Annotated in this window: 26 protein-coding genes; 10 read left to right on the plus strand and 16 right to left on the minus strand. The window is 70.8% G+C overall.

The genetic code is table 11. From position 1 onward, the window contains the following. Window positions 1–82: 82 nt before the first annotated feature. Window positions 83–2,110, plus strand: coding sequence for a phenylacetic acid degradation bifunctional protein PaaZ (paaZ, locus tag ACFWN2_RS22660; RefSeq protein ID WP_382430265.1), 2,028 nt, complete (start codon window positions 83–85; stop codon window positions 2,108–2,110). Here the strand turns inward: paaZ and ACFWN2_RS22665 are convergent. Beyond that, complete coding sequence (locus tag ACFWN2_RS22665) at window positions 2,093–3,592, minus strand: GMC family oxidoreductase (protein ID WP_382430267.1); 1,500 nt, start codon at window positions 3,590–3,592, stop codon at window positions 2,093–2,095. The genes paaZ and ACFWN2_RS22665 overlap by 18 nt on opposite strands. Window positions 3,593–3,725: 133 nt before the next feature. Here ACFWN2_RS22665 and ACFWN2_RS22670 point away from each other — a divergent pair, with 133 nt between their 5' ends. Continuing rightward, a complete protein-coding gene (locus ACFWN2_RS22670; RefSeq protein ID WP_382430269.1) occupies window positions 3,726–4,322 on the plus strand; it encodes a TetR/AcrR family transcriptional regulator in 597 nt (198 codons plus the stop codon). Here the strand turns inward: ACFWN2_RS22670 and ACFWN2_RS22675 are convergent. Genes ACFWN2_RS22675 through ACFWN2_RS22685 form a run of 3 tightly spaced genes read right to left on the minus strand, consistent with a single transcriptional unit; the run spans window position 4,319 to window position 6,029 of the window. Continuing rightward, window positions 4,319–4,750, minus strand: coding sequence for a heme-binding protein (locus tag ACFWN2_RS22675; protein ID WP_382430271.1), 432 nt, complete (start codon window positions 4,748–4,750; stop codon window positions 4,319–4,321). The two genes, ACFWN2_RS22670 and ACFWN2_RS22675, sit on opposite strands and share 4 nt — an antisense overlap. Then, window positions 4,747–5,067 carry an NIPSNAP family protein gene (locus tag ACFWN2_RS22680; protein WP_382430273.1) on the minus strand — a complete coding sequence of 107 codons (321 nt, stop codon included), beginning with the start codon at window positions 5,065–5,067 and terminating at the stop codon, window positions 4,747–4,749. The genes ACFWN2_RS22675 and ACFWN2_RS22680 overlap by 4 nt, the downstream gene beginning before the upstream one ends. A gap of 17 nt (window positions 5,068–5,084) precedes the next feature. After that, window positions 5,085–6,029, minus strand: a complete 945-nt coding sequence (locus tag ACFWN2_RS22685) for an NADP-dependent oxidoreductase (protein WP_382430585.1) — start codon at window positions 6,027–6,029, stop codon at window positions 5,085–5,087. 155 nt (window positions 6,030–6,184) lie between these two features. Here ACFWN2_RS22685 and ACFWN2_RS22690 point away from each other — a divergent pair, with 155 nt between their 5' ends. From ACFWN2_RS22690 to ACFWN2_RS22700, 3 genes are all read left to right on the plus strand, one after another. Further along, window positions 6,185–6,577: a winged helix-turn-helix transcriptional regulator gene (locus ACFWN2_RS22690; protein WP_382430275.1), complete on the plus strand. Its 393-nt coding sequence runs from the start codon at window positions 6,185–6,187 to the stop codon at window positions 6,575–6,577. Window positions 6,578–6,814: 237 nt separating this feature from the next. Next, window positions 6,815–7,039 carry a hypothetical protein gene (locus tag ACFWN2_RS22695; RefSeq protein WP_382430277.1) on the plus strand — a complete coding sequence of 75 codons (225 nt, stop codon included), beginning with the start codon at window positions 6,815–6,817 and terminating at the stop codon, window positions 7,037–7,039. Further along, window positions 7,036–7,746, plus strand: a complete 711-nt coding sequence (locus ACFWN2_RS22700; protein ID WP_382430279.1) for a hypothetical protein — start codon at window positions 7,036–7,038, stop codon at window positions 7,744–7,746. The genes ACFWN2_RS22695 and ACFWN2_RS22700 overlap by 4 nt, the downstream gene beginning before the upstream one ends. Before the next feature lie 104 nt (window positions 7,747–7,850). Here ACFWN2_RS22700 and ACFWN2_RS22705 read toward each other — a convergent pair whose 3' ends face one another. Both ACFWN2_RS22705 and paaK read right to left on the minus strand, forming a co-directional pair. After that, window positions 7,851–8,012 carry a hypothetical protein gene (locus tag ACFWN2_RS22705; protein ID WP_382430281.1) on the minus strand — a complete coding sequence of 54 codons (162 nt, stop codon included), beginning with the start codon at window positions 8,010–8,012 and terminating at the stop codon, window positions 7,851–7,853. Window positions 8,013–8,089: 77 nt separating this feature from the next. Next, window positions 8,090–9,388: a phenylacetate--CoA ligase PaaK gene (paaK, locus tag ACFWN2_RS22710; RefSeq protein WP_382430283.1), complete on the minus strand. Its 1,299-nt coding sequence runs from the start codon at window positions 9,386–9,388 to the stop codon at window positions 8,090–8,092. 101 nt (window positions 9,389–9,489) lie between these two features. On the opposite strand from paaK, the gene ACFWN2_RS22715 reads away from it, so the two are divergent. After that, window positions 9,490–10,410 carry a helix-turn-helix domain-containing protein gene (locus tag ACFWN2_RS22715; RefSeq protein WP_382430285.1) on the plus strand — a complete coding sequence of 307 codons (921 nt, stop codon included), beginning with the start codon at window positions 9,490–9,492 and terminating at the stop codon, window positions 10,408–10,410. On the opposite strand, the gene styD is transcribed toward ACFWN2_RS22715, so the two are convergent. After that, window positions 10,407–11,873 carry a phenylacetaldehyde dehydrogenase StyD gene (styD, locus tag ACFWN2_RS22720; protein WP_382430287.1) on the minus strand — a complete coding sequence of 489 codons (1,467 nt, stop codon included), beginning with the start codon at window positions 11,871–11,873 and terminating at the stop codon, window positions 10,407–10,409. The genes ACFWN2_RS22715 and styD overlap by 4 nt on opposite strands. 86 nt (window positions 11,874–11,959) lie before the next feature. Next, window positions 11,960–12,655, minus strand: coding sequence for a TetR/AcrR family transcriptional regulator (locus ACFWN2_RS22725; RefSeq protein ID WP_382430289.1), 696 nt, complete (start codon window positions 12,653–12,655; stop codon window positions 11,960–11,962). 87 nt (window positions 12,656–12,742) lie between these two features. Between ACFWN2_RS22725 and ACFWN2_RS22730 the strand changes: the two genes are divergently transcribed. After that, window positions 12,743–13,663 (plus strand): aldo/keto reductase, encoded by a 921-nt coding sequence (locus ACFWN2_RS22730; protein WP_382430291.1) that lies wholly within the window; start codon window positions 12,743–12,745, stop codon window positions 13,661–13,663. Between the two features lie 60 nt (window positions 13,664–13,723). On the opposite strand, the gene ACFWN2_RS22735 is transcribed toward ACFWN2_RS22730, so the two are convergent. The 3 genes from ACFWN2_RS22735 to pdhA are packed head-to-tail and all read right to left on the minus strand — an operon-like array spanning window position 13,724 to window position 17,030. Next, window positions 13,724–14,968: a dihydrolipoamide acetyltransferase family protein gene (locus ACFWN2_RS22735; protein ID WP_382430293.1), complete on the minus strand. Its 1,245-nt coding sequence runs from the start codon at window positions 14,966–14,968 to the stop codon at window positions 13,724–13,726. Further along, complete coding sequence (locus ACFWN2_RS22740) at window positions 14,965–15,954, minus strand: alpha-ketoacid dehydrogenase subunit beta (protein WP_382430295.1); 990 nt, start codon at window positions 15,952–15,954, stop codon at window positions 14,965–14,967. The genes ACFWN2_RS22735 and ACFWN2_RS22740 overlap by 4 nt, the downstream gene beginning before the upstream one ends. Beyond that, window positions 15,954–17,030, minus strand: coding sequence for a pyruvate dehydrogenase (acetyl-transferring) E1 component subunit alpha (gene pdhA / locus ACFWN2_RS22745; protein WP_382430297.1), 1,077 nt, complete (start codon window positions 17,028–17,030; stop codon window positions 15,954–15,956). The genes ACFWN2_RS22740 and pdhA overlap by 1 nt, the downstream gene beginning before the upstream one ends. 160 nt (window positions 17,031–17,190) lie before the next feature. On the opposite strand from pdhA, the gene ACFWN2_RS22750 reads away from it, so the two are divergent. Both ACFWN2_RS22750 and ACFWN2_RS22755 read left to right on the plus strand, forming a co-directional pair. Continuing rightward, window positions 17,191–17,628 carry an Lrp/AsnC family transcriptional regulator gene (locus ACFWN2_RS22750; protein WP_382430299.1) on the plus strand — a complete coding sequence of 146 codons (438 nt, stop codon included), beginning with the start codon at window positions 17,191–17,193 and terminating at the stop codon, window positions 17,626–17,628. A gap of 90 nt (window positions 17,629–17,718) precedes the next feature. After that, complete coding sequence (locus ACFWN2_RS22755) at window positions 17,719–18,636, plus strand: NADP-dependent oxidoreductase (RefSeq protein WP_382430301.1); 918 nt, start codon at window positions 17,719–17,721, stop codon at window positions 18,634–18,636. Window positions 18,637–18,642: 6 nt separating this feature from the next. Here ACFWN2_RS22755 and ACFWN2_RS22760 read toward each other — a convergent pair whose 3' ends face one another. From ACFWN2_RS22760 to ACFWN2_RS22770, 3 genes are read right to left on the minus strand one after another with little or no spacing between them, the layout of a single operon-like run. Then, complete coding sequence (locus tag ACFWN2_RS22760; RefSeq protein ID WP_382430303.1) at window positions 18,643–19,032, minus strand: MerR family transcriptional regulator; 390 nt, start codon at window positions 19,030–19,032, stop codon at window positions 18,643–18,645. 54 nt (window positions 19,033–19,086) lie between these two features. Beyond that, the gene (locus ACFWN2_RS22765; RefSeq protein WP_382430305.1) at window positions 19,087–20,523 is read right to left on the minus strand and encodes a dihydrolipoyl dehydrogenase family protein; all 1,437 of its coding nucleotides are present in this window, start codon (window positions 20,521–20,523) and stop codon (window positions 19,087–19,089) included. A gap of 1 nt (window position 20,524) precedes the next feature. Next, window positions 20,525–21,094, minus strand: a complete 570-nt coding sequence (locus ACFWN2_RS22770) for a hypothetical protein (RefSeq protein ID WP_382430307.1) — start codon at window positions 21,092–21,094, stop codon at window positions 20,525–20,527. Between the two features lie 110 nt (window positions 21,095–21,204). On the opposite strand from ACFWN2_RS22770, the gene ACFWN2_RS22775 reads away from it, so the two are divergent. After that, complete coding sequence (locus ACFWN2_RS22775) at window positions 21,205–21,810, plus strand: TetR/AcrR family transcriptional regulator (protein ID WP_382430309.1); 606 nt, start codon at window positions 21,205–21,207, stop codon at window positions 21,808–21,810. A gap of 49 nt (window positions 21,811–21,859) precedes the next feature. Here the strand turns inward: ACFWN2_RS22775 and ACFWN2_RS22780 are convergent, their stop codons facing one another. Together ACFWN2_RS22780 and ACFWN2_RS22785 are read right to left on the minus strand one after the other, a co-directional pair. Then, on the minus strand, window positions 21,860–23,302 hold the full coding sequence (locus tag ACFWN2_RS22780) for an aldehyde dehydrogenase (RefSeq protein WP_382430311.1): 1,443 nt from the start codon (window positions 23,300–23,302) through the stop codon (window positions 21,860–21,862). A 151-nt stretch (window positions 23,303–23,453) separates the two neighbouring features. After that, a complete protein-coding gene (locus tag ACFWN2_RS22785) occupies window positions 23,454–24,335 on the minus strand; it encodes an alpha/beta hydrolase family esterase (protein ID WP_382430313.1) in 882 nt (293 codons plus the stop codon). Window positions 24,336–24,337: the final 2 nt, after the last annotated feature.

The following is a 24,337-nucleotide window of genomic DNA, read 5'->3' on the forward strand; positions in this document are numbered from 1 at the left end:
AACGATTTACTGACCGAACGGTCTGTTATACAGTGGCACACGAGAGCCGCGAAGTGCAACAGTCTGCGAAGGGACCCGCACAGTGACCGCACTGTTGGAGAGCTACGCCGCCGGCCGGTGGTTCCGCGCCCAGGCCGAGGGAGAACCGCTGCTCGACGCGGTCACCGGCGAGGAGGTCGCGCGGTTGTCGAGCGAGGGCCTCGATCTGCGCCAGATGGCCGACCACGCCCGGCGCGTCGGCGGCCCGGCGATCCGCGAGCTGACGTTCCACCAGCGCGCCCTGCTCATCAAGGAGCTCGCCAAGCACCTCAGCGCCGACAAGGACTCGCTGTACGAGCTGTCGTTCCGCACGGGTGCGACGAAGCGCGACTCGATGGTCGACATCGACGGCGGGTTCGGCACGCTGTTCAGCTTCGCGAGCAAGGGTGTGCGCGAACTCCCGAACGACATCGTCGTGCTGGACGGCGCCCTCGAACGCCTCGGCCGCGAGGGCACGTTCCTCGGCCAGCACATCTACACCTCACGCCCCGGTGTGGCGGTGCAGATCAACGCCTTCAACTTCCCCGTGTGGGGCATGCTGGAGAAGCTCGCGCCCGCGTTCCTGGCCGGCCTGCCGAGCATCGTGAAGCCAGCGTCGCAGACGTCGTACCTCACCGAGGCAGTCGTCCGGCGGATCATCGAGTCCGGCATCCTCCCCGAGGGCTCGCTGCAGCTGCTCTCCGGCAGCCCGCGCGGTCTGCTCGACGTGCTCGACGAGCAGGACTCGGTGGCGTTCACCGGTTCCGCGCACACCGCCGGGATCCTGCGCAACCACCCGAACGTCCAGCACGGCGGCGTGCGCCTGCAGGTCGAGGCGGACTCGCTGAACTGCTCGATCCTCGGCCTCGACGTGCAACCGGACGACCCCGAGTTCGACCTGTTCGTCAAGGGCGTCGTCGCCGAGATGACCGTCAAGGCGGGCCAGAAGTGCACGGCGATCCGGCGCGCGATCGTGCCGGAGCAGATCGCCGGCGAGGTGACCGAGGCGATCGCCGCGCGGCTGGCGAAGATCACCGTCGGCAACCCGGCCGACGAGAGCGTGCGGATGGGCGCGCTGGCGTCGCTCGGGCAGCGCGACGAGGTGCGCAAGGCCGTCGAGTCGCTGCGCAACTCCGCCGAGATCGTGTTCGGCGACCCGAACGACGTGAAGCTCGTCGACGCGGACGGCGAGCGCGGCGCGTTCCTCTCCCCCGTGCTGCTGCGGGCCCGCGCGGACGCTTCGGAACCGCACGACGTCGAGCCGTTCGGCCCGGTCAGCACCGTGATCACCTACCGCACCACCGCCGAGGCCGTGGAGCTCGCGGCCCGCGGCAAGGGCAGCCTGGTCGGCTCGGTCGTCACGCACGACCCCGCCGTGGCCCGTCAGGTCGTGCTCGGTGTCGCGCCGTGGCACGGCCGGATCCTGGTGCTGGACCGCGACGACGCCAAGGAGTCGACCGGCCACGGGTCACCGCTTCCGATGCTGGTGCACGGTGGTCCCGGACGTGCGGGCGGCGGCGAGGAGCTGGGTGGCGTGCGCGGCGTGCTGCACCACATGCAGCGCACCGCGATCCAGGCGTCACCGGACATGCTGACGGCGATCACCGGCCGCTGGACGACCGGCTCGCAGCGCGTGGCGGACGAGGTGCACCCGTTCCGCAAGTCGCTGGCGGAGCTGAGGATCGGTGACTTCGTCGAGTCCGGCACGCGGCAGGTGACGCTCGCCGACATCGACCACTTCGCCGAGTTCACCGGCGACACGTTCTACGCCCACACCGATCCCGAGGCGGCGGCCGCGAACCCGTTGTTCGGCGGGATCGTGGCGCACGGCTACCTGGTGGTGTCGCTGGCGGCGGGGCTGTTCGTGGAGCCGAACCCCGGTCCGGTGCTCGCGAACTTCGGCGTGGACGGACTGCGGTTCCTGACCCCGGTGAAGGCCGGGGACACGATCGCGGTGACGTTGACGGTCAAGCAGATCACTCCGCGTTCGAACGCGGAGTACGGCGAGGTGCGGTGGGACGCCGTGGTGACGAACCAGGACGGGGACCCGGTCGCCACCTACGACGTCCTCACGCTAGTCGCCAAGAACTAGGTCCGCGGCCTTCTCGCCCACCATGATGGCGGGTGCGTTGGTGTTGCAGGACGGGACGACCGGCATGATCGACGCGTCGGCGACCCGGAGTCCTTCCACACCGCGCACCCGCAGTCGTTCGTCCACAACGGACAGTTCGTCGATGCCCATCCGGCACGTGCCGACCTGGTGGTGGTACGTGCCGACGGACCGGCGTGCGAACGCGCGGATGTCGTCACGAGTCTTCGCGTCGGGGCCGGGCGCCACCTCGCGCCTGCGCCACTCGTCGAACGCGCGCTGCCCGCCGACCTCGCGGCTCATCTCGATGGCGTCGCACAACGCTTCCAGGTCGTACGGGTCGGCGAGGATGTTCGGGTCCACCAGCGCGGGCACCGCCGGATCGGCCGAGGCGAGCCTCAACGACCCGCGCGACCTCGGCGCGACGATGCCGGCCGCGATGGTGTAGCCGTGCTCGGGCATCTCGTAACCCTCGGCCGGGTAGACGAGGTGCAGGAACAGCGGCTGCAGGTCCGGCGCGGCCCCCGTCCAGCCGGTGCTGTCGGCGTAGAACTGGGCCTCCAGCAGGTTCGCGCGCCCGGCGGGCAACGGTTTCGTCGACTCGTAGACCACGCTGATCAACGGGTGGTCGTGCAGGTTCTCCCCCACACCGGGCAGATCGGCGACGACGGTGATGCCGAGAGCGCGGAGGTGCGCGGCGTTGCCGATGCCGCTGCGCTGCAGGATCGCGGGAGAGCCGATCGTGCCACCGGAGAGAATCACCTCGGCGTCGGCACGGGCCGTGCGCCGCTCACCGTCCACAAAGTACTCAACCCCGACCGCGCGGCCGTTCTCCACCAGCACTCGGTCGATCAACGCGTTCGTGGTGACGGTCAGGTTCGGGTCGTCCAGCACCGGGCCGACGAAGCTCTGCCAGGCGCTCATCCGGCGGCCGTCGCGCACGGTCATCTCGTTGAACCCGACACCGCGCATGTCGTCGCCGTTGAAGTCCTCGTTGCGCTTGTGCCCGGCGGCGACCGCGGCGTCCACGAAGGCCTGCGCCGCCGGGTGCGGGTGCTCGATCCGGCTCACCGGCAACGGACCGCCCGTGGCGTGGTGTTCACCGGCCCCGGCGAGGTGGTCCTCGGAGCGCAGGAACAGCGGGCGCACGTCGTCCCAGCCCCAGCCGGGAACGCCCCAGCCGTCGTAGTCGCTCGCGTGCCCGCGCATGTAGATCATGCCGTTGAGGGAGCTGCTGCCGCCGAGGACCTTGCCGCGCGGCCAGAACAGCGAGCGGTCGTTCGCGTGCTTCTGCGGCACGGTCATGACGGCCCAGTCCTGCGGCCCCGCCAGCAGCAGCGGCCACCCCTGCGGGCTGTGGATCTCCTCGGCCACGTCAGCCGGTCCCGCCTCCAGCACGTGCACGGTCCTGCCCGCGTCCAGCAGCCGGCGAGCGAGCGCGCTCCCCGCCGATCCGGCGCCGACGATGACGTAGTCGCTGCTCATGGCAACCCTCTCCACTCGGTGACGAGAGCCACTGTGCGACGCGGATGGGCGCGCGAGTTGACGTGCGGCGCACCGGAGTTGCCGTCTCGCGCACCCGCCGCAGAACCCGATCACCGCGTGGGACGATGAAGAGGTGAGTGAGACACCCAGGCGCGGGCGGTGGCAGACCCCCTACACCCCCGAGCGGTTGCTGGAGGTCGCCGTGCGGGTGTTCACCGAACGCGGCTACGACGGCACCAGCTTCCAGCACCTGACTCAGGCGTCCGGGCTGTCCAGGTCCTCGATCTACCACCACGTCGACAGCAAGGAACAGCTGCTGCGCCTGGGCCTCGAACGCGCACTGGAACCGCTGATGGCCAGCACGTGCGAGGAGGGCGCGACCACCGGCCGCGCCCTCGACAGGCTGTCCTACCTGATCAAGCGCAACGTCGAGATCCTCGCCGCCGAGCTGCCGTACGTGAAGCTGCTGCTGAGCGTGCACGGCAACACGGAGACCGAGCGGTGGGCGCTGGAGCAGCGGCGCACGTTCGACAAGGTGATCGCCGGAGTGGTGCAGGAGGCGATCGACGAGGGTGACGTGCGCGCCGACCTCGACGCGCGCACCACCGCCCGGCTGTTGTTCGGCACGATCAACTCGCTGGCCGAGTGGTACAAGCCCGAACGCGGGCGCAAGCCCGGTGAGCTCGCCGACCAGATCTGCGCGATGATCCTGCGCGGCATCCAGACCTAACGGGACACCGCGAACCCCTGCGCCTTCAGGGCCGCGTGCGCCGCGTCCTCGTCCTGCTGCGCGGTGCCGCCGGAGATCCCGAGTCCTCCCACGCACACCCCGCCGTCGAACAGCGGGAACCCGCCGCCCACGGCCATCAGCCGCGGGTGGTGGGCCAGCGGCGCCACCCGCGGGTCGGTGACGAGGGTGTTCCAGGTGTCCGTCGTGAGCCGGAACGCCGCCGCGGTCCACGCCTTGTCGACCGCGACCTCCGCCGCGAGGAACGGGGTTCCGTCCGCGCGTTCGAACGCCACGAGGTGACCGCCGGCGTCGGTGACGGCCGTGGCGACGTCGAAGCCGGCCACAGCGGCTTCCTGGCGCACGGCCTCGATCAGCGCGACCGCCGCGGCACGGCTGATCGAGGGCGCGTCGTGCGTCCGTCCGGTCACCGCAGCCCCGAGATCGCGGTCGGGACGGCCCTGGTGACCTTGATCTGGTCCACCAGCAGGAGCCTGTGCACCTCGGGACCGATCTCCTGTTTCCACCGCTCGTTCTCGTAGACGTTGGCGTACAGGGCGATCCGGTCCTCCTCGTCCTCGAACCGGCGGATCCAGACGTACCCGTCGGGGTCCTCCTCGTCGACGAACGAGGCCGTGACCGACATCCCCTGCGCCACCTGGAAGGGGATGACGACGTCCTCCATGTACCGGACCCAGTCGTCGCGCCGCCCCGGCTGGGTCTGGTAACGGCGGATCTCGTAGAACATCAGGCGCTCCAATGCTTTCAGGAAGTGACGCGGAGGACGAGCTTGCCGCGGGTCCGGTTGGACTCGCCGCGGGTGTGGGCCTGGGCGACCTCGTCGAGCGGGAACGTCTCCTCGACCTCCACCACGACCTCGCCCGCGTCGACGAGCTCGGCGATGCGGGCGAGCGCCGGGCCGTCCGGCTCGACCAGGAACGGCGAGACCCGCACGCCCTTCGCCTCAGCCGCGGCGGCGAGTTCGGGTGACACGCCCGCGGGGACGGCGACGAGCAGCCCGCCGGGCCGCAGCACCTCCAGCGACCGGGTGCTCGTGTCGCCGCCGACGAGGTCGATCACGACGTCCACATCGGACACCGCGTCCTCGAACCGCACGGCGGTGTAGTCGACGACCTCGTCCGCGCCGAGCTTGGTGAGCCAGTCGTGGTTCCGCGCACTGGCGGTGCCGATCACGTGCGCGCCCAGGTGCTTCGCGAACTGGACCGCCAGGTGGCCGACGCCACCCGCGGCGGCGTGGACCAGCACGCGCTGACCGGACGTGACCTGAGCGGTGTCCACCAGTGCCTGCCACGCCGTCAGCGCGGCGAGCGGGACCGCGGCGGCCTGCTCGTGGCTCACGGTGGAGGGCTTGCGGGTGAACTGCCGGGCCGGCGCGGTCACGTACTCGGCGTAGGCACCGGCCGCACGCGGGAACCACGGCATGCCGTAGACCTCGTCGCCCTCCTTCAGCGTCGTGACGCCGAAGCCGACCTTCTCCACGACCCCGGACACGTCCCAGCCGAGGACGAACGGCGGCTCCCCGAGCACGCCGGCCATGCCACCACCCGCGCGGGTCTTCCAGTCGACCGGGTTGATCCCGGCGGCGTGCACCCGCACCCTGACCTCGGTCGGCAACGGCTCCGGTCGCGGCACATCCCGCACCGACAGCACCTCGGGGCCGCCGAGGGCGTCCTGGACGACGGCGCGCATCGATGATTCAGACACTGGGTTCACTCCCTGGATCACACGCTCGGGAGAGGCTTCTGCTGCTCTCTCCCCTGGCTCCAGCAAGGTATCCCCGGGGATATAGTTACCCGCAAGGGCTAGTACTTCCGATTGGGAAGCATGCAGGTGAGAGGCTCGCGATGACCACAGTATGCCTGACGGGGCAGCACTCCGACCACGACGTCTACGCCGCGCAGTGCCCATGCCGGGCGATGCTCGACCTGCTGGCGAACAAGTGGTCCGCACTGGCGATCGGCGCGCTCGAAGAGGGGCCGCAGCGGTTCGGTCAGCTCCAGCGGAGCCTGCAGGGGGTCAGCCCGAAGGTGCTCACGCAGAGCCTGCGCCGCCTGGAGGAGTTCGGCCTCGTCGACCGCACGGTCTACCCGGCGGTGCCGTTGCACGTCGAGTACGCGCTCACCGCGCTCGGGCACAGCGCGGCCGTCCCGCTGCGGATGCTGCGCGTGTGGGTCGAGGACAACATCGACAACGCGGCGAACGCCGGTGTGCCGGAAGCGTCCTGCGCGGCCGACTAGACCCGAGGCGGCACCTGCCGACGGATCGCGCACGGGCGGGGGCAGGTGATCAACTCGATCTCCGCGAACGCGATTTCCCTTGCGGGACAAGCCAAAACAGCCCTGCACGCGCCTCCGTTCGGTCCATGGCCCGCGGATCCCCGCGGAGGGATACTCCGAACCATGGAAGAAACACCTGCATCCAAACGAAGTTCAGAGATCACCGAGACCGGCGAGGCGACCTCGCGGAAATCGGCGGTGGCAGACGGCAAGGCGGCCACGGAGGTCCAGCTGCCGCTCGCGAGCGAGATGGCGGAGCGGATCGCCGCCGACCTCGCCGCCGGCCTCGCGGAGGCCGCGAAGGCCGATCCCGGGCAATGGGCGCAGGTCAGCGAGCAGGACCTGCTGACCTGGATCGCCGAGGACACCAAGGCGGCGCTCGCCGAGCTCGCCGCGGGCGGTTTGACGGAGGAGGGCCGATGACCTCGATGGCGTGGGCACTGCGCCCGCAGCTCCGGTACGTGGTGCGCCAGTCGGTGCGGCAGTCCTTCGCGGCCGCCGCACCCCTCGTTCCCCGCGGACCGGCCTGGGTCCACTGGGCGCAGCACGCGCGCTGGGCGGACTTCCTGACCCGCGCCGTGGTCACGCGGCTGCTGGTCGAGCTCACCAAGCCGACATGGCTTCCCTTGTGGCTCCCCCGGTCCTCCCAGACCGGCGGTGGCGCACCGGCCGGCGCGCCACCGGGTGGCGCGAACAAGCCCGCCGCCGACAGATCAAGACAGCTGTCGGTCGCGGACCTGCTGAGGATGATGATCAACGAGCCCGGGCAGTACCTGGTGCACCGCACCTTCAACCAGGCCGTCGGCGAGCTGTGGGAGGGCACCGTGATCGATGCCCGTTACCCCGCGGGCACGCGCGACCTCAACGCCCCGGCCGGCATCTACGCCGTCCCCGGCCTCGTCGGCGTCCCGTACGGCGACTGGTGCGTGATCTTCAAGAAGAACGGGACGGGCCACCACTTCGGTTCGGTCGCGGCGACCGCGAACGCCCCGAACGCGAACAAGGAGGAAATGGTCTGCCTCCAGAGCATCCCGGTCTCCGCCGCGTTCGGCTGGAGCACGTCCGCGGACGCGGAGGAGGCGAAGAGGCGGTACGACGAGCACAAGAAGACAGCGGGCACGTCGAAGTAGGAGTGACCCGCTCCGGGGTGCTCTCCTGAACCACGAACGTGTCGCGACTCCGGTGTGGTCACCACGGCGATCACACCAGAGCCCTCCGAGCGGGTCCCAGGAGCTCAGCTCGGCCAGACGGGGGCGTCAACGCTCGCCGCGAACTGCGGCACGACCTGCTCCTGCCACACCTCCCGCGGCACGGTGACGTCCGGGTACGTGACCGTCGCGGGCGCGCCGATCACGTACTTGGCGTAGAGCTCGTCGAAGATCGGTGTTCCGCTCATGCAGAGCATGGTGAGCAGACCAGATAACGGATTCCGCAACAACGCCCCTAAACCGCTTGATCAGGTGACAAACGGGCTCACCGGGGCGGCCTGCGGTCCACGATCCGCTTCATCTTGCCGACCGAGCGCTCGATCCCGCCCGGCGCGACGACCTCCACGGCGACCGTGACACCGATGGAGTTCTTCACGAGCTTCTTCAGCTGTGCCCCCGCGTCCGCCGCGACGGCGTCCTCCCGGTGCTCGACCAGAACGGTCAGGTCGTCGAGGTTGCCCGTGCGGCTCAGCACGCACTGGAAGTGCGGCGACAGCGCGGGAACGCGCAGGATCAGCTCCTCGATCTGCGTCGGGAACAGGTTCACGCCGCGCAGGATGATCATGTCGTCGGTGCGGCCGGTGATCTTCTCGATCCGGCGCATCGACCGCGCGGTGCCCGGCAGCAGGCGGGTCAGGTCGCGGGTGCGGTAGCGGATGATCGGCATGGCCTGCTTCGTCAGCGACGTGAAGACGAGTTCGCCCTCCTCGCCGTCGGGCAGCACCTCACCGGTGACCGGGTCGATGACCTCCGGGTAGAAGTGGTCCTCCCACACGTGCAGGCCGTCCTTGGTCTCCACGCACTCGCTCGCCACGCCCGGCCCGATCACCTCGGACAGGCCGTAGATGTCCACGGCGTGCATGTCGAGGCGCCGCTCCATCTCTGCGCGCATGTCGTTGGTCCACGGCTCCGCGCCGAAGATGCCGACCTTCAACGACGTCGAGCGCGGGTCGACGCCCTGGCGCTCCATCTCGTCGATGATCGAGAGCATGTAGGACGGCGTGACCATGATGATGTCGGGCTCGAAGTCGCGGATCAGCTGGACCTGGCGTTCGGTCATGCCGCCGGACACCGGGACGACCGTGCAGCCGAGCTTCTCCGCACCCGCGTGCGCACCCAGTCCGCCGGTGAAGAGCCCGTAGCCGTAGGCGTTGTGCAGGACGTGCCCTGCCCGGCCGCCCGCCGCGCGGATGCTGCGCGCCACCACGGTCGCCCACGTCTCCAGGTCGTCACGCGTGTAGCCGACGACGGTCGGCCGGCCCGTGGTGCCGGACGAGGCGTGCACGCGGACGACTTCCTGCCGCGGCACCGCGAACATGCCGAACGGGTAGTTGTCGCGCAGGTCGGCCTTCGTCGTGAACGGCAGCTTCGCGAGGTCGTCCAGCGTCTTCACGTCGTCGGGGTGCGTGCCCGCCGCGTCGAACGAAGCCCGGTAGTGCGGCACGTTCTCGTACGCGTGCCGGACCGACCACCGCAGCCGTTCGAGCTGCAACGCGCGCAGTTCGTCCACCGACGCGGTCTCGATCGGCTCCAGGTCACCCGGCTGCGGGCTCAGGTCCAGCATCGCGTCCTCCTCGGTCGCCCGTTGGCGGGCAGGGTAGTTGACCGAACGACCATTCGGTAAGTATTGTCCGCCGTGACCGGCGTCTCAGCGAGGAGACCGCAGTGACCGCAGCGACGTTCGAAGCCTGGGAACACAGCATCTGCAACACCTTCGTGCCGCTGCGGGCGCGCTGCGAGTCGGACGTGGCGAGCTTCAGCGGAGACGTCGGTTCCGCGCCGCTGGGCTCGGTCCTGCTGGCCGAGGTGGCCGCCTCGCACGCCGTCGTCGAACGCACCCGGCGGCTGATCCGCCAGGACGACCCGGAGCTGTACAAGTTCGGCCTGCAGGTGAGCGGCACGAGCGTGATCGAGCAGGACGACCGGCGCGCCCGGCTGCTGCCCGGTGACCTCGCCATCTACGACACCTCCCGGCCGTACCGCATCTCGTTCGGCGACGACTTCCGCATGACCATCGCCATGTTCCCCCGCAAGCTCGTCCGGTTGCCAGAGCACCACATGGCCGGGCTGACCGCCGTGCGCCTCGCGGGCGACACCGGGCTGGGCTCGCTCATCGCGCCGTTGATGAAGGGCCTGAGCGCCGAACTGAGCTCCACCAGGCCGGTCATCGCGACGCACCTCGGTGACGCCGTGGTCGACCTGGTGACCGCCGCGTTCGCCCAGCAGATGCAGCAACCGGCCGACGAACCCGCCGCGCACCGCGCCCTGCTGGCCGGCGCCGGCAAGTTCATCAACGACAACCTGCACGACCCCGGTCTGTCGTCCAGGTCCGTCGCCGACGCGCACTTCGTCTCCGTCCGCCACCTGCAGAAGGTCTTCGAGGCGGAGGGCACCTCGGTGTCGGCGATGATCCGCGGCCGCCGCCTGGAGCGCTGCCGCCGCGACCTCGCCGACCCGCGGTGCGCCGACGTCCCGATCGCGAACGTCGGCCACCGCTGGGGTTTCACCGATCCGGCGCACTTCTCGCGGCTGTTCCGCGGCGCGTTCGGGCAGTCGCCGCGCGAGTACCGCAAGAACCGTCCTTAGAGGACGATCGTCACGACCTTCTCCTCGGTGTTGGCGAGGATGCCGGACCAGCCGAGCTCGCGGCCGATGCCGCTGGACTTCATGCCGCCCCACGGCAGAGCGGGGTCGATGGCCGCCCATCCGTTGACCCACACCGCACCCGCGCGCACCTTCGCCGCCATCGTGTGCGCGAGCGAGACGTCCCGCGTCCAGATCGTCGCGGCCAGGCCGTAGTCGGTGTCGTTGGCGATCGCGAGGGCCTCCTCGACCGTGTCGAACGGGATCACCGCGCCGACCGGGCCGAAGATCTCCTCACGGGCGATCGTGGAGGTGTTGTCGACGTCCGCGAAGATCGTGGGGCGCACGAAGAAACCGGGCTCGTCGACCTTGCCGCCGCCGGCGACGAGGCGTGCGCCCTCGGCCTTGCCCTTCTCGATGTAGTCGGTGACGCGCTGCTGCTGGCTCGCGTTGACCAACGCGCCCATCGTGGTCCGCGCGTCGAACGGGTCACCGAGCACCTGCGCCTCGGCGGCCTGGGCGAGCGCGTTCACCACGGTCTCGTAGTGGGCGCGGTGCACCAGGATCCGGGTGCCGGCCGCGCACACCTCGCCCTGGTTGAAGAACAGGCCCATCGCGATGCCCTGGACCGCCGCCTGGACGTCGGCGTCCTCGCACACGATCTGCGGGCTCTTGCCGCCGAGCTCCAGGGTGACGCGCTTGAACGTGTCCGCCGCGGACTTCTGGATCTGCCTGCCGACCTCGGGCGACCCGGTGAAGCTGATCTTGTCGACGTCCGGGTGGGCTACGAGCGCGGCACCCGTCGTCGCGCCGAGCCCTGGCACCACGTTCACCACGCCTGCCGGGAAACCGGCCTCCTCCACCAGCTTCGCGAGGTGCAGAACGGACAGCGGCGCGTCCTCGGCGGGCTTGACCACCACGGTGTTGCCCGCGGCGAGCGCCGGTCCGAGCTTCCAGGCCGCGATCATCAGCGGCGTGTTCCACGGGATGATCGCGCCGATGACGCCGACCGGTTCGCGCACGGTGTAGGAGTGCGTCTTCGCCATGCCGAGGTACCCGGCGGTCGGGATCGTGGCGCCCTGGACCTTGTCGGCCCACCCGGCGAAGTGCCGGAACGTGGCGGCGGCGTTCGGCACGTCGAGCATGCCGGGCTGGGCGAACGGCTTGCCGATGTCCAGCGCCTCCAGCCGTTGCAGGATCTCGCCGTCCCGTTCGACGAGGTCCGCGAGCCTGTTCAGCAGCACACCGCGGGCGACGCCCGGCGTGTCACCCCAGACGCCGTTCAGCGCGGCGCGAGCGGCGCGCACCGCCCGGTCCACGTCCTCGGCGCTGCCGTGCGCGACCGCGGTCAGCACCTCGCCGGTCGCGGGGTTGAGGTCCTCGAACGTCTCCGCCGCGTCCGACCAGGTGCCGTTGATGAACAGGCCGGTGGTGAACCCGGTCCGCGGCTCGGCGGTGAGTGTCATGGCGTCCTCCTGCGTCTCGGTGCTTGCCGCAACGCTCGCAGGACAGGGCTTTGGCGACTTGTGCGTGGACGCACGCGCCTTGACCGTCAGCGCGCGAGCCGGTCGAGCCAGTCGCGCAGCAGGGCCGTCTCGGCAGGGCGCAACGGCAGGTCCGCCTCGTCGGCGATGGCGGCGTCGAGGGCGAGGGCGCTGGACGCGAGGCCGGGTTCGGCGGCGGGCGCGACATCGGTGACGAGAGAGTCGATGAGGACGTCGCGCATCCGCGCGGAGAGCTCCGGATCGCGCTCCTCGGCCGGGGTGCCGATCAGCAGCATGGCCACGCCGGTGGCCGCGGCCGTGGAGAGTTCGGCGGCACGGGCGGGCGGGACCCGCAGGCGTCCGGCGGCGGCGACGCGGTCGATGAAGGCCAGCAGCAGGGCGTGCGCCCGCGCGACGGCGGGCGGGCGGCGTTCGGGGCGGTCGGTGCCGAACATCAGCAGGTAGAGCGCCGGGTGGTTCAGGCCGAAGTCGACGTGCGCGTCCCAGCCGCGCCGCATGTCCTCGACGGGGTCGTCGGTCCGCACCAGCGCGTGCTTCTCGTTCAGATAGAGGTCGAAGGCGTGGTTGGCCAGAGCGGTCAGCAGGCCGTCCTTGTCCCCGAACAGCTGGTACAGCGAGGCGGCGCGGATGCCGGCCGCCGCACCGACCGAGCGCGTGGACACGGCCTGGACGCCGTCCCGTTCCAGGATCTCGGCCGCCACCTCGAGGATCTGCTGCCGGGTCTGTGCCTTCGCGTCGTCCACGGTTGCAATGCTACGGCATTCCGCGTATCACTGAAACAGACACCGATACGCAATCAGCCGTATCGGTGATACAACCAGGGAGAGCAAGTGAATCGCATCGGATACGGCGCCATGCAGCTCGCAGGCCCGAACGTGTGGGGCCTGCCGGACGACCCGGAGTCGGCGCGGCCGGTGCTGCGCCTGGCGGTCGAGCTGGGCGTGACGTTCTTCGACACCGCCAACGCCTACGGGCCGCGCACCGTCAACCGGCTGATCGGCGAGGCGCTGCGGCCGTTCCCGCAGGACGTGATCATCGGCAACAAGGTCGGCGCGGGCCGCGGCGCCGACGGGTCGTGGATCATCACCGACCACCCGGACACGGTCAGGAGCCAGGTCCACGAGTCGTTGACCGACCTGGGCGTCGAGACCAGCGAGCTGACCTACCTGCGGCTCGACGGCGACGGGCCGGGCGTGCACAGCCAGGCGCCGATGGAGGACTCGCTCGGAGTGCTCGCCGAACTGCGCGAGAAGGGCCTGATCCGCCGCATCGGGTTGTCCGGCGCGTCACCGGAGGCGCTGGCCCGCGCGCAGCGGATCACGCCGATCTTCGCCGTGCAGAACCGCTTCAACCTGCTCGACCGCAGCGGCGTGCGGGTACTCGCCGACTGCGAGGCCCAGGGAATCCTGTTCGTGCCGTACTTCCCGCTGGCCGCCGGTCAGCTCGCCGGGTACGACGAGCTGACCGGTCCAGCGGAACGTCTCGGCGTGACGCCGGCCCAGGTGGCGCTGGCCTGGCTGCTGCGCCGCTCCCCCGCCGTGGTGGCCATCCCCGGCACGAAGAACCCCGACCACCTGCGCGCCAACGTCGCGGCGGCCGAGGTCGCGGCGGAGCTGACCGACGCCGAGGTGGCTCGCCTGACCGGTCTCGCCGACGAGTCGGCGGCCGTGCTCGACCAGCCGCACCAGTCCACTGTGGACGCGCACCTGAAGGCCGCGGCCCTCCACCGCGAGCGGCTGTCCCTCGGCTAGTGGCGCGTCACAGAACGTTGGCGAGGTGATCCACGCCCAGCAACGTTCTGCGCCACACCACTAGAGGTCCGCCATCGCCGACTTCGGGTTCTCCACGCAGTCGGCGACGAACCTGATGAACCCGCCCGCCGTGCCCCCGTCGCACACCCGGTGGTCGAACACGAGCGACAGCTGCACGATGTGCCGCACCGCGATCTCGCCGTCGACCACCCACGGCCGGGGCAGGATCCGCCCCATCCCGAGGATCGCGACCTCGGGGTGGTTGATGATCGCGGCGCTGCCGTCGACCCCGAGCACGCCGTAGTTGTTGAGGGTGAACGACCCCGAGCCGAGCTCGGCCGCCGTGGCGTTGCCCTCGCGGGCGGCCGCGGTGAGCCTGCGGATCTCGGTGTCGAGGCCGCGCATGCTCAGCCGGTGCGCGTCCCTGATCGACGGGACGACCAGGCCGCGGTCGGTCTGCGCGGCGAGGCCGAGGTTGACGCCGTCGAGGTGGGTGATCTCGCCGCGTTCGGTGTCGACGCGGGAGTTCAGCTCGGGGAAGCGGGCGAGCCCCGCCACGACGAACCGGGCGACCATCGCCAGGAGTCCCGGTGCCGCACCGGTCTCCTTCAGCTCGGCGCGGAGTTCCAGCAACGCGGTCGCGTCGACGTCCACCCACGTCGTCGCCTCGGGGATCTCGGTGCGGCTGCGGGTCAGCGTGGTGGTGACGGCCTTGCGCATGCCGGTCAACGGCACGCGGGTGCTGATCCGGAGACCGGTGCGCTGGTCCACATCGGACACCACCGCCACCGGTTCCGGCACGACGACCGCGGCTTCGACGTCGCGGCGGGTGATCAGGCCGGCGGGCCCGGTGCCGGTCACCGCGCTGAGGTCGACGCCGTTGTCCTTGGCGAGGCGGCGCACGATCGGCGACTGCACGGCGGGGCGTTCGCCGTTGCGCGCAGGCGTTGGCGCGGAACGGGAAACGGCCTTCCTCCGGCGGCGGGAGGTGGTCGTCTCCGACGTTCCGTAGCCGATCAGGACGTTGCCGGAACCGGCGCGCTCCTCCTCGACGTAGGTGTCGGCGGTGGGCCCGACGGAGATCAGCGGCGAGCCGACCAGGAGGGTCTCGCCCTCCTCGCCGTGCAGCCGCGCGATCACACCGCCGAACGGTGACGGCACCTCGACCATCGCCTTGGCCGTCTCGACCTCGGCCACGGGCTCGTCCACGCCGACGGGGTCCCCGGTCTTGACGAGCCACCGGACCAGCACGGCCTCGGTCAGCCCCTCACCGAGGTCGGGCAGGTCGAACACCTGGGTGCTCATGCGGCGTCCTCCCACTGCAGCGTGTCGACGGCGTCGAGGATCCGGTCCACACCGGGCAGGAAGTGGTGTTCCAGCTTCGGCGGCGGGTAGGGCACGTCGAAACCGGTGACGCGGCGGACCGGCGCCTCCAGGTGGTGGAAGCAGCGCTCCCCCACCCGTGCCGCGATCTCCGAGGCCACCGAGGCGAAGCCGGGCGCCTCCGCGACGACGACCGCACGGCCCGTCTTGCGGACTTCGGCGCACACGGTCTCGTCGTCGAACGGGACGATGGAGCGCAGGTCGACCACGCCCAGGTCCCTGCCCTCGGTCGCGGCCTGCTCGGCGGCGGCCAGCGCCACCGGCACGGAGGGGCCGTACGCGATCAGCGTGGCGTCCTTGCCGGGACGCCGGACCACCGCGCGGCCGATCGGCGGCACCGCCACCGACGTGTCGACCTCTTCCCGTGCGAAGTAGTGCTTCTTGGGCTCCAGGAACACCACCGGGTCGGAACCGGCGATCGCCGCGCGCAGCAGGCCGTAGGCGTCGGCGTTGGTGGCCGGCGCGACGACGGTGAGACCGGGGGTGTGCGCGTAGTAGGCCTCGGACGAGTCGCAGTGGTGCTCCACGCCGCCGATGCCGCCCGCGTAGGGAATGCGGATGACGATCGGCAGCCGCACCTTGCCGCGCGTGCGGTTGCCCAGCTTCGCGACGTGGCTGACGATCTGCTCGAACGCGGGGTACGCGAAGGCGTCGAACTGCATCTCGACGACAGGGCGCATGCCGTTCATGGCCATGCCGACCGCCATGCCGACGATGCCGGACTCGGCCAGCGGGGTGTCGAAGACCCGGTTCTCGCCGAACTCGCCGTGCAGGCCGTCGGTCACGCGGAAGACGCCGCCCAGCTGGGCCACGTCCTCGCCGAACACCACGACGGAGTCGTCCTCCGCGATGGCGTCGCGCAGCGCGGCGTTGATCGCCTGCGCCATCGTCATCTTCTCGGCGCTCATCAGGCCTCCTCGGAGTCGAGCTCGGCCCGCAGCGAGGCGCGCTGCTCCGTCAGCTGGGGCGTGCGGGTGGAGTAGACGTGGGCGAAGAGGTCCTCCGGGTCCACTGCGGACTCGGCACCGACCCCGGCGCGGACCGCGGCCGCCATCTCCTCCGCGGCGGCGGCGATCTCCTGCTCGCGTGCGTCGTCGAGCGCGCCGACCGTCGTGAGGTAGGTCTTCACACGCAGCAAGGGATCGCGCGGGATCCACTCGGTGACCTCGTCGTCGGCGCGGTACCGGCTGGCGTCGTCGGCGTTGGTGTGCGACTCGATGCGGTAGGTGTCGGCCTCGACCAGCGTCGGGCCCTCCCCCGCACGGGCACGGGCGACGGCCTCGCCGAGCACCTTCTCCAGCACCGGCAGGTCGTTGCCGTCGACGCGCACGCCGGGCATGCCGTACCCGATCGCCTTGGCCGCAAGGGAAGGCGCGACCGACTGGCGCGCGAGCGGCACGGAGATCGCGTACTTGTTGTTCTGCACGAAGAAGACCACCGGCGCCTTGAACACGGCGGCGAAGTTGCACGCCTCGTGGAAGTCGCCCTCGCTCGTCGCGCCGTCACCGCACAGCGCCATGACGACCGTGTCCTCGCCCTTGAGACGGGCCGCGTGCGCGACACCGACCGCGTGCAGCAGCTGGGTGGCGAGCGGGGTGGCCTGGGGTGCGACCTTGTGCTCGTTCGGGTCGTAGCCGCAGTGCCAGTCGCCGCGCAGCAACGTGAGCACCTCGACCGGGTCCACGCCGCGGGCCGCGATCGCGGCGGTGTCGCGGTAAGTCGGGAACAGCCAGTCGCCGTCCGAGAGCACCGACGCGCACGCGACCTGGCAGGCCTCCTGCCCCCGCGAGGACGGGTACACGGCCAGCCGTCCCTGCCGGACCAGCGCGCCGCACTGCTCGTTCAGCCGGCGGGCGAACACGAGCTTGCGGTATCCCTCGACCAGGGCCTCGGCGTCGGGTTTCGACGCTCCCCTGACCAGGCGGCCGGTCTCGTCCAGCAACCGGGCCGGGGTGATGGCCGCCTTGAGCTGTCCGGTACTCATCCGCACCTCCACGAGCAGTTACACCAGGCCCGAATGTTGCCTATATTGGTGGCCAATCGGCTAGATCTGAGCGAAAGAGCGAGACGATTGACTTCTCGTTTCGATTCAGCGGGTCCAGTCGGACCGGTACGCCGCCCTTTTGCCCCTGGGAGTGAGACGCGTGGACGCGGAACTGGACGAGATCGACCGGCGGATCCTCGGCGAACTGGAGGCGGACGGCCGGTTGTCGGGGCGCGCGCTGGCCGAACGCGTGACGATCTCGCGCGCGAACGCCTACGCCCGGTTCGAACGTCTCGTGGCGGACGGGGTGATCACCGGCTTCACCGCGCGGGTGGACCCGGTGAAGGTCGGGCTGACGACGTCCGCGTACGTGGCGATGACGGTGCGGCAGAACAACTGGCGGGATCTGCAGGCGCAGTTGCGGGCCATCCGCGAGGTGCGGCACATGGCGCTCATGGGCGGCGAGTTCGACGTGATGCTGCTCGTCAGGGCGGCCGACAACAACGCGCTGCGGCGCGTCGTGCTGGAACAGCTGCAGAACATCCCCGGAGTGCTGTCCACCAAGACGTTCCTGATCTTCGAGGACGTCGAGAACTGAGCTTCGCGTCACATCCGGTAGAAGCTGACACCGGTGTCAACGAATAGCGTCGAACCGTCCACAGGATGACGGTTCGAGGAGTGATCAGCGATGAGCAAGGCGTTGGGGTACAAGGCTTTCGGCGATGCCGGCGAGCAGGTCTTCTTCGACCGGCCCGACCCGGTGCCCGGTCCGGCCGAGGTCCTCGTCCGCGTCTCCGCCACCGGCGTCAACCCGCTCGACCACAAGCTGCGGTCCGGGCACGCCCCGTTCATCAACGGCGACCTGCCGTTCCCCCAGGTGCTGGGCATGGAAGCGGCCGGAACCGTCCTCGCGGTCGGCGCTGACGTGACGGGCCTGTCCGTCGGCGACCGGGTCACCGGGTTCGCGCTGACCGGCGCGGGCACGTACGCGGAGACGACGCTGCTGCTCGGCACGTCCACCGCCCGCATCCCCGACGCGCTGCCGGACACCTGGGCGGCGACCATCCCCGTCGCCGGCACCACCGCCTTGGACGTGCTCGACCAGCTCGACCTGCCCGCCGGATCCTCGTTGCTGGTCAACGGAATCGGGGGCGGCGTCGGCATCGCGCTGGCCCAGCTCGCGCACGACCGCGGACTCGTGGTGACGGGCACCGCCAGCACGGCGAAGCAGGACCTCGTGACGTCGACCGGCGCGACCTTCGTCGACTACACCGGAGGCGACGTCGTGGAACGGCTCCGCGCCCTGGCCCCGGACGGCTTCGACGCCGTGGTCGACAACGTCGGCGGCGACTCGCTGCGCGCGGTGGCCCCGCTGGGCGCGAAGGTCGTCTCCGTCGGGGACCCGTCCGTGACGGAGGTCGGCGGCGCGACGGTCGAGCGGCGGGTGGACCGGGCGGGCCTCGAACGCGTCGCCGAGCTGATGGTCGCGGGAAAGCTCGACCCGCACATCACCGCGACCTACCCGCTCGCGCAGGCGGACGAGGCGCTGGCTCTCGTGGAGTCCCTGCACGCCAAGGGGAAGCTCGTCGTCGACCTGAGCCTCTGACCCGGCTCAGCGCGCCTCGAACCCGCTGCGGAACCGGGTGTTGCCCTCGATCAGCTCGTCGAGCGCGGCCCTCGCCTCGACGAGCCGGGTGATGTCGGCGGTCAGCCGTTCGCGCTCCCCCACCATGGCGGTGAACGCGTCCTCTGCGATCTCCACGTCGGCGGTCTCCACGCACGGCAGCAGGCGGGCGATCACCTTGCTGCCCAGGCCGGCGTCGAACAGCCGCCGGATGACCTCGACGCGCGAGACGTCCGTCGCCGCGTAGTGCCGCTGACCGCCGACGGAGCGCGTGCTGTGCATCAGGCCCTGCTGCTCGTAGTACCGCAGCGAGCGGGCGCTGACCCCGGTCAGGCGGGCGAGCTCACCGATCTTCATCGTCGTGGCGGAGGTGGTCACGCGATCCAGCGTAACCCGGTGTCCCGCACCAGGACGGGACACCGGTTCGACGCCTCAGCGTCCGTAGGCCTCCAGCAGCCGCAGCCACACCTCGCTGACGGTCGGGAACGACGGGACGGCGTGCCACAACCGGTCCAGCGGGACCTCCGCGACGATCGCGATGGTCGCGGCGTGCAGCAGCTCGGCGACGTCCGGGCCGACGAGGGTGAAGCCGACGATCACCTTGCGGTCCTCGTCGACGACCATGCGGGCGTGGCCGCTGTAGCCCTCGGCGTGCAGCGAGGAACCGGCGGTGGCGGCGAGGTCGTAGTCGACGACCCGGACGCGCAGCCCGGCGGCCTCGGCGGCGGCCGCGGTCAGGCCCACCGCGGCGATCTCCGGCTCGGTGAAGACGACCTGCGGCACCGCGCGCTCGTCCGCCGTCGCAGCGTGCCTGCCCCACGGACCGACGTCGACCGTCTCGCCCTTGACGCGCGCCACGAGGCCGTCGCCGAGCGCACGGGCCTGGTACTTGCCCTGGTGCGTCAGCAGAACCCTGCGGTTGACGTCGCCGATCGCGTACAGCCAGCCCTCGCCGAGCGGCGTGCCGTCCTCGCCCAGGACGCGCATCGCGTCGTCGACCGCGAGCCAGGAACCCGGCTTCAGGCCGACGGAGTCGAGGCCGACGTCCTCGGTGTTCGGCGTGCGTCCGATCGCGACGAGCAGTTCGTCCGCCACGACCTCCTCGCCGGTCTTGAGGGTGATGTGGACCGAACCGTCGTCGTCGCGGCGCACCGAGGCGGCCTCGGCACCGACGCGCACCGTCACACCGGCCTCCTGCAAGGCGGCCGTGACGCGCTCGCCGACGAACGGCTCCTGCATGTGCAGCACACCGTCGCGGGCCAGCATCTCGACCGTCGCACCCAGGCTCGAGAACGCGGTCGCCATCTCGGAGGCCACGACACCGCCGCCGATGATGGCCAGCCTGCCGGGAACCTCCTTCGCCGCAACGGTTTCCCGGCTCGTCCACGGCTTCGAGGCACGCAGGCCCTCGATGTCGGGGACCAGGGCGCCGGTGCCGGTCGCGACGACGACGGCGTGCCGCGCGGTCAGCGTCGTGACACCGTTCTCGCCGGTCACCTCGACGACGCGCTCGGCGGTGAGTCGCCCGTGGCCTCGGTACAGCGGAATGCCCGCCGACTCGAGCCAGGCGACCTGGCCGTCGTCCTTCCAGTCCGAGGCGAACGCGTCACGGCGGCGGAGCACCGCGGCCACGTCCAACTCGCCCGTCACGGCCTCCCGTGCGCCAGGAAGCTTCCGCACGGCGCGCAGTGCGGCCGCGCTGCGCAGCAACGCCTTGGTCGGCATGCACGCCCAGTAGGAGCACTCACCGCCGACCAGTTCCCGCTCGACGACGGCGACGCTCAGGCCGCCCTGGACCGCGCGGTCGGCGACGTTCTCGCCCACCGGACCCGCGCCGATGACGACGACGTCGTAAGTTTCCGCAACCATGTCAACGCTCCTGGGAAGTGCGGCGCAAGCGCAGCGCCGAGATGAGGAAGAAGATCCCGCCGAGAACCGCGTAACCGGCCACGTTGGTCAGTGAGGCGTCCGGCGCGCCCGACCCCAGGGCGAATCCCGAACCGGCGAACACCGAGATGCCACCGCTGAGGATCATCGACCACTGGCCGCCCATCTTCAGGCGGGAGATGCCGACCGCCAGCTGGACGAGCCCGGCGATGACGGCCCAGGCACCCCACACGAGCAGGACCGCGGGCACCCCGGAGGGGCCGGCGAAGGCCATGCCGATCGCGGCCGCGAGGCTGATCGCGATGTTGAGGTAGAGGCCGTACGGGAGCTGGGTGGCGCGGGAGGCGCGCACGTCGACCACCGCCGCGGCCACGTCGAACAGCGGGTACAGCACGATCAGGGCGATGCCGAGCGGCCCGAGCTGCCCGCCCGTGGCGAACAACGCGCCCGCCCAGACGAGGGCGAAGGCGAACCGCACGAAGTACAGGCGGCGCAGCGCCTGCGCGGTGTCGCCGACAGCGGGTGAGCCGACGGGCGAGTCGACGGTGGTCATGGCGTTCCTTCCGGGGGTCTTAACGAGACCGAACGTTCTATCGAGATTCAGCATGCTCAGTTCGCCGCGAAGTGTCAAGACCGAACGTTCTATCTGATAGCTTGGACACCATGGAGCGCAGTGAATCCCCGGGGCGACCGTCCGAAGCGCGGTCCCGCCTGCTCGCGACGGCGGCCAGGCTCTTCTACGCGGAGGGGATCCACGCGGTCGGCATCGATCGCGTCGTCGCCGAGGCGCAGGTGACCAGGGCCACCCTGTACCGGCACTTCCCCGGCAAGGAGGACCTCGTCCTCGCCTACCTCACCGATGCCGGCCGGTCCGTGCGGGAACTGGTCGAGGAGGCCGTCGCCGACGGCTCCCCCGCGGCGGACACGGTCCGCGCCATCAGCAGGTCCATCGCCCACGGCATCCAGACCGCCGACTTCCGCGGCTGCGCGTTCCTCAACGCCGTCGCGGAGTACCCAGATCCCCGGCATCCCGTGCACCAGGCCGTGATTGAGCACCGGCAGTGGTTCCTGGAGGTCATGACAGGCCTGCTCGCGCGCATCAGGGACGAGCCGGCCCTGCCCGCCGCCCGGCACTTCGTGATGCTGCGCGACGGCGCCATGACCGCCGGCTGCCTCTACGACCCCGAACTGGTCTGCGAGACGTTCCTGCGCGGGGTCAACGGACTCCTGCAGGCCCACGCGCAGGAGCAGACCGGCAAGTCGGCCTGACCTCCCGCGGCTCGGGTGGAGCACCTCCCCACCCGAGCCCGCACGGGCGTCAGAGGTAGATCGACTTCAGCTGCTGGTAGTTGAGCAGCGCCTCCGGGCCGAACTCGCGGCCCATCCCGCTGGCCTTGACGCCGCCGAACGGCGACGCCGGGTCGACCGTGTAGTGGTTGATCCCGATCGTCCCGGTGCGGATCCGGCGCGCCACCTGAAGTCCGCGCTCCTCGTCGTCCGTCCACACGGAACCGCCGAGGCCGTACTCGGAGTCGTTCGCGATCCGGACCGCGTCGTCCACGTCGTCGTAGGCGACGACGGACAGCACCGGCCCGAAGATCTCCTCGCGGGCGATCAGGTCGGCGTTGTCGACGTCGGCGAACACGGTCGGCTCGACGTAGAAACCCTTGTCCAGCCCCGCGGGACGGGATCCCCCGACGACCAGCCGCGCGCCGTCGGCCCTGCCCTTGGCGATGTAGCCCTCGACCCTCGAACGCTGCCGCGCGCTCGCCATCGGACCGACCTGGGTGTTCGGGTCCAGCGGATCCCCGACCGCCAGCCCACCGACCACAGTGGACACCGCCTCCACGACCTCGTCGTAACGGCTGCGCGGGGCCAGCACGCGCGTGCTGGCGAAGCACGCCTGGCCGTTCGCCAGCAGCGTCGCGTTGACGAACGGCTCACCGATGGCCTTGTCCAGGTCGGCGTCGTCGAGGACGATCGCGGCCGACTTGCCGCCGAGCTCCAGCGTGACGGGCCGCAGCAACGTGCCGCAGGCGGCGGCGATCTGCCTGCCCGCCGCGGTGGAACCGGTGAAGGCGACCTTGTCGACGCCGGGGTGCGACACGAGGTAGGCACCGGCCTCGCGGCCGGCAGGCACGACGTTGACGACGCCAGGAGGCAGGTCCGCCTCCTCGACGGCCTCGGCGAACAGGACCGCGTCGAGCACGGTCTCCGGCGAGGGCTTGAGGACGAACGTGCACCCGGCGGCGAGGCCCGGGGCGTACTTGGTCGCGGACAACAACTGCGGGGCGTTCCAGGGCACGATCGCCGCCACCACGCCGACGGGTTCCTTGCGGATGCGGGTGAAGCCACCGGTCATGGCCTGGCGCAGCTCCTCCCCGGAGTCCTGGCGGACCAGATCGGCGTAGTAGCGCAGCAGCACACCGGGCAGGGCGCCCTCGATCCCCTGGGCGAGCGAGATCGTCATGCCGTTCTGCGCGCTGACCGTGCGGGTGATCTCCGCCGCGCGCTTCTCCAGCGCCTCGGCCAGGCGGTAGAGCGCGTCGGCACGCCGTCCGGGTTCCCAGGTCGCCCACCCGGTGGGGTCGTCGAACGCGGCGCGGGCGGCGTCCACGGCGGCGTCCATGTCCCGTTCGTCGCCGTCAGGAACGCTGCCGAGGACCTCCTCGGTGCTCGACCCGATGACGGTGATCCTCGCGGTGGACCGGGGCGCCACCCATTCGCCGCCGATGAACAGCGCGTCGTGGTGCGGATTCACTTGTCTCCTCAGGATGCCGGGGCGTCGACGCCGGCGCCCGACGGGCAGCAGAGGCGTCGTATGTAACGCTCACTATACTGATCCCGGCTCAGGCTCGCGATCGCGCGATCCCCTGTCCCGCAAGCTCTTCCGCTCGCCTGGTCACCTCGATTCAGTCGCGCAGACCGAAGAAGTCGCCGATCAGCTCCGCGGTGTTGACGTGATGGCTGGTCTTGCCGAGGACGCCGGGCACGGAGGCCGGGCCGGGAATGGTGTGCCCGCCCCGGTGGACGGTGTAGAGCGCGACGGGCGGCCGTCCGTCCTCGCGGTACTCGACGACCTCGACCTCCGTGGGATCACCGGCGGCGGTTCCGGGCAGCCGGGTGGTCGTGGGGGTCGCGGTGATGCCGTTGCGCTCGGCGAAGTACCCGGCGGTGAGCGGCGCGGACAGGCTGAGTCCGCCGACCTTGAAGAACTTCCGCTGCCACCAGGGGAAACCTCCGCCCTCGTAGGAGACGATCGGATCCTTCGTGCCGTGGATGACCACGACCGGCAGCGGCGTGGGATTCGGGTCCGTCGCGATGAAGTTGTCCGGAACGGGCATGGTCGCGGCGATCACGGCCGCGCCGGCGAGCAGGTCCGGCGCCTCGTGGACCAGCCGGATGACCATCTGGCCGCCGTTGGAGTAGCCGGCCGCGAACACCCTGCTCCTGTCGATCCGCCGCTGACCGCTCAGGGCGTCGACGACCGCGCGGGCGAACCCCACGTCGTCGATCCCGTCCTTGCGGGCGGGGAAGTAGCTCTCCTTCCTGGCGTCGTTCCAGTTGCCGCGATGACCGTCCAAATAGGCCACCACGGCCTGCCCCGACTCCGCGAGGGCGTCGAACATCGAGCCGGTGAACGAGCGGTGGACGGCACCGGTCTGGCGCGATCCGTGGAAGACCAGCAGGAGCGGTGGCGCGGCGCCGGGACCGGCGGCCTCGACGACGGTGAAGGTCCGGGTCTTCCCTGCGACGTCCACGCTCTCGCGCGTCATGGTTGCGGCGGAGGACATGA

This window comes from Lentzea sp. NPDC058436 (assembly GCF_042721515.1).
Lineage (GTDB): Bacteria > Actinomycetota > Actinomycetes > Mycobacteriales > Pseudonocardiaceae > Lentzea.